9 protein-coding genes are annotated in these 13,392 nt (G+C 63.5%); 2 read left to right on the top strand and 7 right to left on the bottom strand.

Going from position 1 to position 13,392, the window contains the following annotated elements:
- Window positions 1-4: 4 nt before the first annotated feature.
- The 4 genes from ERD78_RS02250 to ERD78_RS02235 all read right to left on the bottom strand — a co-directional run bounded on the left by ERD78_RS02250 (window position 5) and on the right by ERD78_RS02235 (window position 3,071).
- Entirely contained in the window at window positions 5-1,120 is a 1,116-nt protein-coding gene (locus ERD78_RS02250) for an NAD(P)/FAD-dependent oxidoreductase (protein ID WP_129967627.1), read from the bottom strand.
- Between the two features lie 33 nt (window positions 1,121-1,153).
- Window positions 1,154-1,678, bottom strand: coding sequence for a flavin reductase family protein (locus tag ERD78_RS02245; protein WP_129967625.1), 525 nt, complete (start codon window positions 1,676-1,678; stop codon window positions 1,154-1,156).
- A 25-nt stretch (window positions 1,679-1,703) separates the two neighbouring features.
- The gene (gene pdxH / locus ERD78_RS02240) at window positions 1,704-2,333 is read right to left on the bottom strand and encodes a pyridoxamine 5'-phosphate oxidase (RefSeq protein WP_129967623.1); all 630 of its coding nucleotides are present in this window, start codon (window positions 2,331-2,333) and stop codon (window positions 1,704-1,706) included.
- A 90-nt stretch (window positions 2,334-2,423) separates the two neighbouring features.
- The gene (locus tag ERD78_RS02235; protein ID WP_129967621.1) at window positions 2,424-3,071 is read right to left on the bottom strand and encodes a gamma-glutamylcyclotransferase; all 648 of its coding nucleotides are present in this window, start codon (window positions 3,069-3,071) and stop codon (window positions 2,424-2,426) included.
- Window positions 3,072-3,337: 266 nt separating this feature from the next.
- Between ERD78_RS02235 and ERD78_RS02230 the strand changes: the two genes are divergently transcribed.
- Together ERD78_RS02230 and ERD78_RS02225 are read left to right on the top strand one after the other, a co-directional pair.
- On the top strand, window positions 3,338-4,252 hold the full coding sequence (locus ERD78_RS02230; RefSeq protein ID WP_129968294.1) for a tRNA threonylcarbamoyladenosine dehydratase: 915 nt from the start codon (window positions 3,338-3,340) through the stop codon (window positions 4,250-4,252).
- 91 nt (window positions 4,253-4,343) lie between these two features.
- Window positions 4,344-5,525: an acyl-CoA dehydrogenase family protein gene (locus ERD78_RS02225; protein WP_129967619.1), complete on the top strand. Its 1,182-nt coding sequence runs from the start codon at window positions 4,344-4,346 to the stop codon at window positions 5,523-5,525.
- Window positions 5,526-5,541: 16 nt separating this feature from the next.
- Here the strand turns inward: ERD78_RS02225 and ERD78_RS02220 are convergent, their stop codons facing one another.
- Genes ERD78_RS02220 through uvrA form a run of 3 tightly spaced genes read right to left on the bottom strand, consistent with a single transcriptional unit; the run spans window position 5,542 to window position 13,277 of the window.
- Complete coding sequence (locus ERD78_RS02220; RefSeq protein WP_129967617.1) at window positions 5,542-6,246, bottom strand: aminotransferase class IV; 705 nt, start codon at window positions 6,244-6,246, stop codon at window positions 5,542-5,544.
- Between the two features lie 19 nt (window positions 6,247-6,265).
- Window positions 6,266-7,429: an aminodeoxychorismate synthase component I gene (gene pabB / locus ERD78_RS02215; protein ID WP_129967615.1), complete on the bottom strand. Its 1,164-nt coding sequence runs from the start codon at window positions 7,427-7,429 to the stop codon at window positions 6,266-6,268.
- On the bottom strand, window positions 7,416-13,277 hold the full coding sequence (gene uvrA / locus ERD78_RS02210) for an excinuclease ABC subunit UvrA (protein ID WP_129967613.1): 5,862 nt from the start codon (window positions 13,275-13,277) through the stop codon (window positions 7,416-7,418). Before uvrA ends, pabB begins: the two co-directional genes overlap by 14 nt.
- Between the last annotated feature and the right edge of the window lie 115 nt (window positions 13,278-13,392).

The following is a 13,392-nucleotide window of genomic DNA, read 5'->3' as shown; positions in this document are numbered from 1 at the left end:
CCGGTCAGGCAGTGTGTTCCAGCGCCTCGCGGGCAGCCTGGGCAATGGCCAGGCATGCGGTCAGGCCGGGTGATTCTATGCCGAAAAGGTTGAGCAGGCCCGGTATGCCATGCGCAGCGGGGCCGGCGATGACGAAGTCGGCCGCGGGTGATCCGGCACCGACGATTTTCGGGCGTATGCCGGTATAGCCAGGCTGCAGCGCGCCGTCCGGCAGGCCGGGCCAATAGCTGCGTACGGCGTCGTAGAAGCGTTCGCCGCGGCCTGCGTCCAGGGTGTAGTCTTCGCCCTCCACCCATTGTGTATCTGGCCCGAATTTTGCCTGGCCGCCCAGGTCCAGCGTAAGATGCACGCCCAGGCCGGCTTCGTTGGGCATGGGGTAAATGAGGTGTTCGAAAGGAGCACGACCGGTGAGTGTGAAATAGCTGCCTTTGCAGAAGTAGGCGTCGGGTATCGCGTTCGCGGGATGCCCGGCCAGCCTGCGCGCGCTGTCGGGTGCTGATAGTCCTGTGGCATTGACGACCTGGCGGGCGGTGAGCATCATGGCCTCATCGCCGGAAAAGGTCAATTCGAAGCCGCCTTCAGGCAGCACGCGGCCGGCGCTGAAGCGGGTGTGAAAGACGCATTGCGCGCCTGCGTTCTCCGCGTCGCCCTGCAGCGCCAGCATGAGCGCATGGCTGTCGATGATGCCCGTCGACGGCGATACCAATGCTGCGTCGCAAACCAGCTCCGGTTCTAGGCTGCGGGCTTCTTCGCCGCTGATGCGATAGAGATCATTCACGCCGTTATGCCGCGCGCACCGGGCGATTGCGTCCAGCCCCGCACTCTGCGCGGGCGTGGACGCCACGATCAGCTTGCCCAGACGCCTGCAGGGGATGCCGCGTGCGCCGCAATAGTCATACAACATGTGTTTGCCCTGTACGCAAAGACGCGCCTTCAGGCTGTGCTGGGGGTAATAGATGCCCGCATGTATCACCTCGGAATTGCGCGAGCTGGTGCCCGTGCCGATGGCTTCGGCCTGTTCGACCACCAGCACTTCGCGTCCGGCCAAGGCGAGTTCCCGTGCAACGGCAAGCCCGATGACGCCGGCGCCCAGGACGATGGTGTCTATATCTGCACTCATGCTTGTTTATTGAGAAAAGGAAGGTGTCGCCCGTCAGTTGTTGGACAGCGGCTCGGTGGATGGAGTCAGGTCGAAATCACCGGCATGGTAAACCAGCGGCTGGTTGAAGCTGCGTCCGCAGCGTTCGACTTGGCCGATGAAGACCAGGTGATCGCCAGCCTCATGCCGCGTGAGGTTGTAGCATTCGAACCAGGCTGCGCATTCAGGATCATCCAGCATGAGGGTGCCGCCGGGCGCCCGCTTGAGGCGCAGATCGCGGAAACGCAGGGACTGCGGCCCGGAGGCGAATTGCCTGGCCAGATGCAGCTGGCTGGCGGCCAGCACATGTATGACGTAGCGCTCGGCGCGCTGGAAGTGCGCGAGGCTCGACGCTTTGCGTGTCAGCGACCACAACACCATGGGCGGATCCAGCGATACGGAGTTGAATGAGCTGATGGTCAGGCCCACGGGCGTGGCTGGATGGGCTGATTCGCATGTTATGACGGTGACACCCGTTGCAAAGCGGCCCAGTGCGGCGCGAAAGTAGGTCGAATCGAAGTTGTGTGGCTGTGCGGGCATCGAGTGGTCGGCTTTCCGGGGGCGCTCAGGGTGCCAGACGCCGCAGGATCCAGCCGGTTTCGGCGCGCTCGTACACAAGCCGGTCATGCAGGCGGGAGGGCCTGCCTTGCCAGAATTCGATGCGGTCGGGTGCGATGCGGTAGCCGCCCCAATGCTCCGGCCGGGCAGGGTCTTCGCCCAGCGATTCCGTCAGCGCAGCACGCCGGGATTCAAGCTCGTCGCGCGTGATGGGCTGGCTTTGGGGCGATACCCAGGCGCCGATACGCGAACCCAGCGGGCGGCTGCGGAAGTAGGCGTCCGACTCTTCGGGCGCTATCTTGGAAATGCCGCCTTCGATGCGTACTTGGCGCTCCAGCGCCGGCCAGAAGAACAGCAGACTGGCATGCGGATTGGCAGCCAGTTCCTGGCCCTTGCGGGATGTGTAGTTGGTAAAGAAGACGAAGCCGCGCATGTCGAAGCCCTTGAGCAGGACAATGCGGGCGGAAGGCTGGCCATCGGGTGTAGCCGTGGCCAGCGTCATCGCTGTGGGCTCGGGCACCTCGGCCTTGATGGCTTCGTCCATCCATTGGGCGAACTGGTCCAGCGGTGTGTCGGCCACGGCGGATTCGAGCAACTCGAATTTGTCATATTTCTGGCGGATATCGGCAACAGACATGATGCGACGCTTTCTGTAGGGCTGAATGTATAGTGTACTGGATGGCGGGGGCGGCCCGCCCGTTGGTGCCCAGTGTCTTGCTGGGGCGGTTCAGGCGCTGGGTGCGGGCCGCGCCAGTTGTCCCACGAGCGCCTGCAGCCGTTTGTCATGGATATTCGAACGCTTGAGCGCATCGGCGGTCTCGAGCACATACTCGACGCAGGGCCCGTAGCTTCCATGTGCGTTGCGCACGATATGAAGCAGATGTTCGTTGGACAGGCCGCGCACATAGGCATCGGTGTTGCGGTTCATGGTGAAGGCCAGCGCGCTGATGGCGCCTTGGTCCGTGCGGCAATTGATCCATTTCGGGATATAGGCGCCGCTGGGCATCTCGCGCCGCCACAAGGCCTCCATGTCAGCCGGTACGCTTGCGGCAGGAATCCGGAAGGCCATGCCCCGGCAGGATCCCCCCACGTCCAGGCCGAAGACCAGCCCAGGCTGGTCTGGTGTGCCCCGGTTGACACGCGACCACAGGCACAGGGCGCGATGGTAGCCATGCAGCAGGGCGATGCGCTTTTCGGTGAAGTCGAATTCAGGACGCCAGATGAGAGAGCCGTATCCGTATACCCAGACATCCTGATCGGGTTTCCAATGTGCCAGCGCCGCCTGGAGGGAGGCTTTGCGTTCGGCTTCGGTCAGCAGCCGGAAACTGGCTGGGGAAGGCAGGGATTGGGCAGCGGGGGAATAAGCGGTGTTCACGTCAGCGTTGTATTCTGAAGCCTCAGGTGCCGCGTGAGTGCGCGGCCTGGCACTATTTTAGGATACAAGTATCCGGACACAAGCGCCTGGATGAAGATTCCTCGCGACCGATGTTGTTTTTCGGGTGCGGGCGTCGTCCTTGCGGCAGGTCTTGTCTGCCTTTCAGGCGTGCCGGGGCAGCGATGAACCGCCTTGCGCCGGTGCCGGCCGGCGCAAGGCATGGGACAATAAAGCGCTTGACGCAACCAGAAATCAACCCCAACGCCATGAACAGCCTGCCCGGTTCCAGCAACCCTCCCCATGTCAATAGCATCGATGCGGCGCGCCGCTTTGGCGGTGTGGAGCGCATCTTTGGGCAGGCGGGCGCCGCGCGCCTTGGACAGGCAAGGGTGCTGGTGGCCGGCATAGGGGGCGTGGGCTCATGGTGTGCGGAGGCGCTGGCAAGGTCGGGCGTGGGCGGGCTGGTGCTGGTGGATCTGGACCATATCGCCGAATCCAATATCAATCGGCAATTGCATGCGCTTGGCGATACGTTGGGCCAGGCGAAGATCATGGCCATGGCGCAGCGCATACGGGGCATCAACCCAGCGTGCGCGCTCACGCTGGTCGACGATTTCGTCAGCCCTGACAATGTCGGCTCGCTTTTTACGGGACCGCTTGATGTCGTCATTGATTGCACGGACCAAGCCCAGGCAAAGATTGCAATGATACTGGAAGCGCGGCAGCGCACGCTGCCCATCGTGGTGTGCGGCGGCGCGGGCGGAAAGACGAATCCGCTGGCGCTTACGGCAGGTGACCTTTCGCAGGCCGTGAACGATGCGCTTCTGGCCAAGCTGCGCAATACGCTGCGCCGGCGGCATGGTTTTCCCAGAGGGGGCCAGGGTGGCGGCAAGGCGCGTCGCCGCGTGCCGCGCATGGGGGTACGCGCGCTGTGGTTCGACCAGCCCGCGCAATTGCCCGATGTATGGCTGCAGGCTCGCACGGCGCTCAAGGCCGTCGGCGATACGCCAACGCCCCGTGACGAACCGGGTCAGCTGGCTGCCCACGCGCCCGAGGCGGCGATACTGCAAGGCCTATCCTGTGCGGGCTATGGCTCGCTGGTCACGGTCACCGCCTCCATGGGCATGGCCGCGGCGCATGATGCGATGCAGTGGCTGCTTCATGGAAAATTCTCCGCGTGACGTCCGCGCAAGGGCTGCGGATAAAATAATTTAGGTTTAAAGTATTATTTTTGTTCAGAATCGTTGAAGCAGCGGAAAGGAGACACAATTCATGTATCACGACACGAGCTGGCTGGACTGGCCTTTCTTCGACGATGCGCATCGCCGTCTGGCGCGCGATCTTGACGTCTGGTGTAGCCAGGCGGATCTGGAGGGCATGGATTTTTCCGATCTGAATGCCACCTGCCGCAAATTGGTCGGGGAACTGGGCGAGGCGGGGTGGCTGGGCTATTGTGTGCCGGCGGGCGAGCAGGGTGTCCTGGGCGGCAAACTGCCGGATATAGACTCGCGTTCGTTGTGCATATTGCGTGAAACCCTGGGCCGTTATCACGCGCTGGCCGATTTTTCCTTCGCCATGCAAGGGCTGGGCTCAGGCGCGCTGACCTTGGCGGGCACCGATGCGCAGAAGCGGCAATACCTGCCCCCGACCGCCAGCGGCAAGGCTATTGCCGCATTTGCCTTGTCGGAGCCCGAAGCAGGGTCGGACGTGGCTGCGCTTTCCTGCGCCGCGGTGCGGGACGGCGACGACTACATTCTGAATGGGCGCAAGACCTGGATCTCGAATGGCGGCCTTGCCGACTACTACTGTGTGTTTGTCCGCACCGATCCCGAAGCAGGCTCCCGGGGTATCAGCGCTTTTGTGATCGAGGCGGGCACACCGGGCTTCGACATCGAGGAAACGTTGGACGTGATGTCGCCGCATCCGCTTGCCACGCTGCGTTTCAGCGATTGCCGGATTCCGGCCAGCCAGATGATCGGAGAGCTGAATCAAGGCTTCAAGCTGGCCATGCGCACGCTGGACATCTTTCGCTGTTCGGTTGCCGCGGCTGCTCTGGGTTTTGCGCGGCGTGCGCTGGCCGAGGGTCTTGCCCATGCGCGTGAGCGCAAGATGTTTGGACAGACCCTGGCCGACTTTCAATTGACCCAGGCTGCGTTCGGAGACATTGCCACGGAAATAGATCAAAGCGCCTTGCTGACCTATCGGGCCGCCTGGACCCGTGACGTGCTGAGAAAGCCGTCGACCGCGCCCACCGCCATGGCCAAGATGGCATCGACCGAATCGGCGCAGTGGGTCATAGATCGCGTGCTGCAGATGTTTGGCGGGCAGGGCGTGCGCAGCAACACGCCGGTGGAGCGCTTGTATCGGGACATTCGCGCGCTGCGCATCTATGAGGGCGCCACCGAGGTACAGAAATTGATCATCGCGCGCGAAGTGCTTAAGGCCGCCGGCTAGCTGGACGAGCCGGTGCCTATTGCTGCTCTTTGTTTCCCGGCGCCTTGATGGCGCCCAGACGAAGGCGTGCGTCAAGCCAGCCCCGCAGGGCGTTCGAGACGCGCCATGCCGGTGCTTGCAGGAAATCGGCGCGGCTGATGCGCGCTTCGCGCACGTCGCCGCGCTCAATCAGGGCCTGGCGCATCACGCCGGGCAGCAGGCCGCTGTCGGTGTGGGGCGTCAGCCAGACTCCCTGGTCGTCTTGAATATATACGTTGCAGCGGCTACCTTCGCTGAGTTCTTCCCGCTCGTTGCAGAACACGAGATCGAACACCTCGGGATGCATGGCCAGCCACGATTGCGCCAGCTCATACCACGGACGATGCGTTGTTTTATGGGCCAGCCAGAAGACAGGCGCTTCCAGCATCTGGGGAGCAAGGCGGATCTGGACGGGTTCGGGCGTGGGCGTCAGTGGACCGGAAGTGAATGTGAATCGGCCGCTGCGATCAAGCAGCAAGCGGATGCGATGCGATTTGCCCGGATCAAGTGCCGCGGCATGGCGTCCAAGTTCGGCAAAGAGTTGTTCGCCGGGCCAAGGGTAGCCCAATGCCTGGCATGATGTCTGCAGACGGCTTCGATGGCCGGCAAGCAGCGGAATGGCTGGCCCCGGATCCACGCGCATGGTTTCGATGAGGGCGATGTCGATATCCGGGTCTGGTGCGCTGTGCTGGTTCTGAGTCATGTCTGCATCCCTGCCTGTTCTACACCATGGTAATCGACTTTTCCTCCGTCGTGGCTGCTGCGGTGTTCAGTATCCGCGCTTTCCATAAGCATTCTTCCCATTCCAGCGCAGGATCGGAGTCATGGACAATGCCGCCGCCCACGCCCATTACGCCATGGCCAGGCTTGTGCATTTCGATGGTGCGTATGGCAACGTTGAAAGTGCAGTCGCCGTTCGGCGCCAGCCACCCCAGGCTGCCGCAATAGATGCCCCGTGGCGATGCCTCGTGGAGGCGTATCTTGCGCATGGCCGCTATCTTGGGGGCGCCGGTGATGGACCCGCAAGGAAACAGTGCGCGAAGCAGCGTCTCCAGGCTGGCTGCGGGTGCATGCGCCGTCACGGTCGATGTCAGTGTCCACACCGACGGATAGCACTCCAGTTCGCATAGGGACTGCACCTCGACGGAGCCGGGTACCGCCAGCCGACCAAGGTCGTTGCGCAGCAGATCGACGATCATGACGTTTTCCGCGCGATTTTTAATGCTTTGCAGCAGCGCACGGCCCTCGCGCTGGTCTTCCTCGGGATCGGGCCGGCGCGGTGCAGTGCCTTTCATGGGCCTGACCGTGATGGTGCCCGCGCGCCGCTTGAAGAACAGCTCGGGTGAAAACGACAGTACGTGCCGCTCGCCATCTTGAATATAAGCGCCAAAGGCCGTGGGATGCCTGCCGGAGATGCTGCGATAGAGATCGCGGGGCGCCATGTCGCTGATTACATCTATGGGAAAGGTGTAGTTGGCTTGGTAGATCTCACCGCGCGTAATGGCGTTGCGCAGTGCCTGCACATGCGCCATGTAGTGTTGGCGGCCGATACGCGCGGACGCGGTCAGGGCCGGCGGTGCGCCGAGGGCCGGCCAGACGGCCTCATGGTGTGCCTGAGCAAAGACCAAAGCGGTCAGCGGCGGATGATTCGCCGGCGGATGCACGCGTGGAGAACCTGCGGCGGCCGGCTCAAGCCAGTCACCCAGCTCGTAGTCGAGCAGCAGCGCAACCCAGTGGCCCTCCTGGCGCGCTTGGTCGATGCGCGCAAAGGCCAGGCTCAGTTCATCGGATGAGCGCGCCTCGATACGCGTGCGCAATCCGGACAATGCCAGCGCAGTGCCCGAGAGCCGGTTCTCGAACCGGCACAGGACCTCAGGCTGAGGCATGATCATCCTCGCCGAGAGGGGCGGCGGCGTGGCTTCCCGCCTGGCCGGTGCAGGCATGGCCGCGCATGAACTGTGCGAGCGCCGCGCCGGTGTGGGATTGAGGGTTGGCCATGATGCTTTCGGGCGAACCCTGCGCAACAAGCCTGCCGCCGCCCGTGCCACCTTCGGGGCCCAGGTCCAGCACCCAGTCGGCTTCGGCAATGATATCCAGATTATGCTCGATCACGACGACGGTGTTGCCAGCGTCGACCAGGCGGTGCAGCACATGGATCAGCTTTTCGACATCGGCGCTGGACAGGCCTACCGTGGGTTCGTCCAGCACATACAGCGTGTGGGGAATGCGCGAGGCCCTGCCGGTCTTGATGACGCCATCGGTGAGCCGCGCCTTGGCCAGTTCAGTGACCAGCTTGATGCGCTGCGCTTCGCCACCCGACAGCGTCGGAGAGGGCTGGCCCAGCGTCAAGTATCCCAGGCCCACATCCTGCATCAGCTGCAGCGGGCGCAGTATCTTCGAGTGGGCGGAGAAGAACGAAACGGCGTCATCGACTTCCATTTTCAGCACTTCGCCGGCACTTTTCCCGCGCCAGGCGACATTCAGTGTATCGCGGCTGAAACGCTCGCCATTGCAGGCATCGCAAGGCACTTTCACGTCAGGCAGGAAGCTCATTTCCAGTGTGCGCATGCCTTGGCCTTCGCAAACAGGGCATCGCCCGTCGCCGGTGTTGAAGGAGAAGCGGGCTGCCGCCCATCCCCGCAGCCGCGCCTCGCGGGTGCCGGCGAAGAGCTTGCGCACGTCGTCCCAGAATCCGACATAGGTGGCGGGACACGATCGCGGCGTCTTGCCGATAGGGGTCTGGTCCACCTCGAGCACGCGGTCGATCTGCTTCCAGCCTTCGATGCCTGTGCATCCACGCCAGGCCGGCGCCCTTCCGGCGGATACCGCGAGGGCGAGGTTATCGAGCAGCACTTCTCGCGCCAGCGTGGACTTGCCTGAACCCGATACGCCCGTGACGACGCTGAGCCGTCCGATGGGCACGCTGGCCTGTACATTGCGCAAATTATGCATATGCGCATTGTGCACGGTGATCATGGGAACGCCGGCATCGATCGGGCGCCGCGCGCGCAGCGGATGTGGCAGGGGCTCGCGCAGATAGCGGCCTGTGACCGATGCGGCATTATCCATGATTTCCTGCGCCGTGCCTTGCGCCACCACCATGCCTCCGCGCACCCCGGCGCCAGGACCGATGTCAATGATGTGCGAGGCACGGCGTATGGTGTCTTCGTCGTGTTCCACCACGACCAGCGTATTGCCGTTTCCTTCGAGCCTGGCCAGCGCATTGAGCAATATCTGGTTGTCGCGCGCATGCAGGCCGATGGTGGGTTCGTCCAGCACGTAGCATACGCCCTGCAGGTTGGAGCCCAGTTGCGCGGCCAGGCGTATGCGCTGCGCTTCGCCACCCGACAGCGTGGGCGCTGCGCGGTCCAGGGCCAGATAGCCCAGCCCCACTTCCTGCATGAAGTTCAGCCTGCCCCGTATTTCGGAGAGAATGTCACGCGCTATATCCGCCTCGCGCCCGCGGCTGATGAGCCCGGTGAAGAAGGATTGCGCTTCGGACACGGGCATGGCGGCGAACTGCGCAATGGATCGGTCGCGCCAGCGGAAGGCGCGCGACACCGGATTCAGGCGCTCGCCATTGCAGGCGCGGCAAGGTTCGGTGCTGCCTTCGTACCAGGCGTTCCAGGTGATTTCCTCACCCGTCTGTTCCGCATCGAAACCGGCCAGTTGCAGGCCGGTGCCGAAGCAGCTTGCGCACCAGCCGTGTTTGGAGTTGTAGGAGAACATGCGCGGATCGGGCTCGGGAAAGCTGGTGCCGCAGCTCGGGCAGGCGCGCCGCACGGAGAATTGGCGCTGTTGCGGGACATGGGCCAGCCCGGCGGCACGCCTGTCGTTCAGAGAAGGCGATGCGCCGTCGGTCAGGTCGGCGAGCAGCGTCAGCGTGCCTTGGCCATGCTCAAGCGCGGTGCGTACGGCGTTGCGCAGCGCGGCTTCTTCCCGCGGATCCACAAGCAGGTCGGCAACAGGCAGTTCGAGCGTATGCTCGCGATAGCGGTCAAGCCGAGGCCAGGGCGATACCGGAATGAATGCGCCATCGACGCGCAGATGCGTATAGCCCTTGCCGCCGGCCCATTTGGCCAGATCGGTGTAATACCCTTTGCGGGCGGTGACCAGCGGCGCGAGAATGCCGATGTGACGGCCACGGTATTCGGAAAGAATCTGGGCCACGATCTGGTCGGCCGTTTGTGGCTGTACGGCGATATTGCAGGTGGGGCACATCTGCGTGCCCAGCTTGACGTACAACAGGCGCAGAAAGTGGTGGATTTCCGTCATGGTGGCGACCGTGGACTTGCGTCCGCCGCGGCTGGTGCGCTGTTCGATGGCCACCGTGGGCGGTATGCCATAGATGGCATCCACGTCCGGCTTGCCTGCCGGCTGCACAATGGCACGGGCATAGGCGTTGAGCGACTCCAGGTAGCGGCGCTGTCCCTCGTTGAACAGAATGTCGAAGGCCAGTGTGGATTTGCCCGATCCCGATACACCGGTGATCACCGTGAAGGTGTCGCGCGGAATGCTGACATTGACGCCCTTGAGATTGTGTTCGCGGGCATTCAGGATGTCGATGCTGTTCTTGCCCGCGCGGCGGCGGCGCAGAATGCTCTGCAGCGGCTTGCCCGTGTCGTCGCCGTATGCCACAGCCGGTTCGGCGAGCTTTCGCGCCTGTTGCGATTTGTCTTCGTAGACAATGCTGCTGGTGTAGTCGGCCAGCGCGCGGCCGGTATGGGAATCGGGGTTGCGCGCCAGCGTTTCGGGCGTGCCCGCGCCCACCAGCTCGCCGCCCATGTCGCCGCCTTCGGGCCCAAGGTCGATCAACCAGTCGGCGGCGCGTATCACGTCGAGATTGTGCTCGATGATAAGCAGCGAATGCCCGGCCGCAAGCAGTTTGCGGAAGGCTCGCATGAGCTTGGCGACGTCGTCGAAATGCAGGCCAGTGGTGGGTTCATCGAAAAGAAAGAGGCTGCCCTTCTTTGCAACGCGGGCAGACGAGATGCCGCTGCGCGCCGCTTCGGCAAGGTGGCCGGCCAGCTTGAGGCGCTGCGCTTCGCCGCCCGACAGCGTGGGCACAGGTTGGCCCAGGCGCACGTATTCCAGGCCCACGTCGGCCAGCGGCGACAGCGCCCACTGCACATCGCGCAGCCCCTGAAAAAACGCGAGCGCTTCGGTAATGGTCATTTCCAGCACGTCGGCTATGGATGCGCTGCGCCCCATGTGCTCAACGCGCACCTCGAGGATTTCGGGGCGGAACCGTTTGCCATCGCAGTCGGGGCATCGCAAATAGACGTCGGACAGAAACTGCATCTCGACGTGTTCAAAACCAGTGCCGCCGCAGGTGGGACAACGGCCGTCACCCGTGTTGAAGCTGAACGTGCCCGCTGTATAGCCCCGTTCCTTGGCGGTGGGTGCGTTGGCGAACAGCTTGCGGATGGGATCGAAGGCGCCCACATAGCTGGCCGGATTGGATCGCGCCGTCTTGCCTATTGGGGTTTGGTCGACCATGACGACCCCGGCCAGCTGCTCGGCGCCCAGCAGGCGGTCAAAGGGCCCAGGCGCCTCCGTTGGCTTGCCTTGATGCTTGAGCATGGCTGGATACAGGACATCCTGCACGAGCGTGGATTTGCCCGATCCCGAGACGCCGGTGATGCAGACCAGTCGCCCAAGAGGGATGGAAACCGAGATGTTCTTCAGGTTGTTGGCACGGACGCCCTCGAGTAGCAGGCGCGGCGTGCCGCTGGCCACCGGCATGGGGCGCGGCGCCTCGACGCGCAGGCGGCCACCCAGGTAGTTGCCTGTAAGGGTTTCGGCATGGCGCAGTTGTTCGGGTGTGCCATCGAACACAATGTGTCCGCCGCGCTCGCCCGGACCCGGCCCGATGTCCATGATGCGGTCCGCGGCGATCATGACCTGCGGGTCGTGTTCGACCACTACCAGGGTGTTGCCGTTGGCCCGCAGGCGGTGCATGACTTCGACGACGCGGTGCATGTCGCGGGGGTGTAGGCCTATGGACGGCTCGTCCAGCACGAACAAGGTATTGACCAGGGATGTGCCGAGGGCCGTGGTGAGATTGATGCGCTGGACTTCGCCACCGGAGAGCGTGCGGCTTTGCCGGTCTAGTGAGAGGTAGCCCAGCCCGACGTCGCACAGGAACTTCAACCGCGTGCGAACCTCGGTGAGAAGCAGATCGAGTGCAGCGTCCATCTGCTGGCCGAAGCTGATCTGCTGGAAGTAATCGCGAACCCGCTCTATGGGCAGGCGCATGAGATCGTGGATGCCCAGCCCCGGCATGGCATCGAGCTGCGCGCGCGTCCAGGTGGCATGCACGGGCATGAAGCGCGGATAGCTGCCGTCGCCGGCGGCGGCTGTTTCATCGCCGATGCGCCACAGCGTGGCGTCGGGTTTGAGCCGGGCTCCCCCACACGCGGGGCAGGGTGTATAGCTGCGGTACTTGGAGAGCAACACGCGCACATGCATTTTGTAGGCGCGCGATTCCAGCCAATCGAAGAAGCGCTGGGCGCCATACCATTGGTGCTTCCAGGCCTGGGGGCCGCCCTTCCAGTCGGGCGCGCCGTCAATGACCCAGCGCCGTTCGTCGTCGGTGAGGTCCTGCCAGGGGACATCGAGGCGCACGCCCGCCTTGGGCGCATACTGCTCCATTTCGGTTTGGCATTCCTTGTAGCTGGCAGTCTGCCACGGCCGCAGAGCCCCGCCGCGCAGCGTCTTGGTGGTGTCGGGCACCACGAGGCCATAATCTATGCCCATCACGCGGCCGAAGCCGCGGCAGGATTCGCATGCTCCGAGCGGCGAGTTGAAGGAGAAAGTGCTGGGCAGCGGCGTGGCGTATTCGATATCGCATTGCGCGCAGTGCAGGCGGCTGCTGAACCGCCATACGAGGCCATTGGCGCCGGCGGCCTCCGCAGGCGGAGGGCTCTCCGGGGCCTTGGCAGCATCCAGGGGCGCGCCGCCATTTGCATGGCTGGCGTCGTCCGGTATGACATGGATGGCAACATGCCCATCGCCCTGCTTGAGCGCGGTATCGAGCGCTTCCATGACGCGTCCGGTTTCCGCGGAACCGAAGCGGAAGCGGTCCTGTATGACGTGCAGCACACGCAGCTTCTCCGGCTTGGTGGCGGCAGCCTTGCCTTTTTTGCCCTTGCTTCGGGACGACGGCGTGTGCAGGCGTGTTTCCTCGTGGTGTATGCGGGTGTAGCCCTGCTGCTCGAGAAAGCCTCGGACTTCCTCCTCGGTGTAGTTGGCCGGGATGACGATGGGGAAGGTGACGACGAGACGGGGATCTTCGGCCTGGGTGCGCACGGCCAACTGTTGGCGTATGGATTCCGCGTTGTCGCGCAATACGGGTTGTCCGCAGCATTGGCAGTACAGGCGGCCCAAGCGGGCGAACAGCAGCTTGAGATGGTCGTTCAGCTCAGTCATGGTGCCCACGGTGCTGCGGGAGTTGCGCACAGGATTGACCTGGTCTATGGCAATGGCGGGCAGAATGCCTTCGATGCGCTCGACCTGCGGCTTGTCCATGCGGTCGAGGAACTGGCGGGCATACGGGGAAAATGTCTCGACGTAGCGGCGCTGGCCTTCGGCGTACAGCGTATCGAAGGCCAGCGAGCTTTTGCCCGACCCGGATACGCCGGTGATGACAAGCAGCTCACCAGTGTTGACGGCAACATCGAGATTCTTGAGATTGTTCTGGCGGGCGCCAAAGATGCGGATTTGTGAAGTCATGGGTGCGTTGGCAGACTCTGGGCCAGAGGCCCGTTGGGACGGCGGAAACGGCTACAGTTTAAACTGTATACATAAACAGGTGTTTTGTCTGCTGTTTTTCCGTGTCCGCAGGAAA

The organism is Allopusillimonas soli (assembly GCF_004153445.1).
Classification (GTDB): Bacteria; Pseudomonadota; Gammaproteobacteria; order Burkholderiales; family Burkholderiaceae_B; genus Allopusillimonas; species Allopusillimonas soli.
The sequence above is the reverse complement of the archived record's forward strand: the minus strand, read 5'-3'. Positions and strand labels throughout refer to the sequence as shown.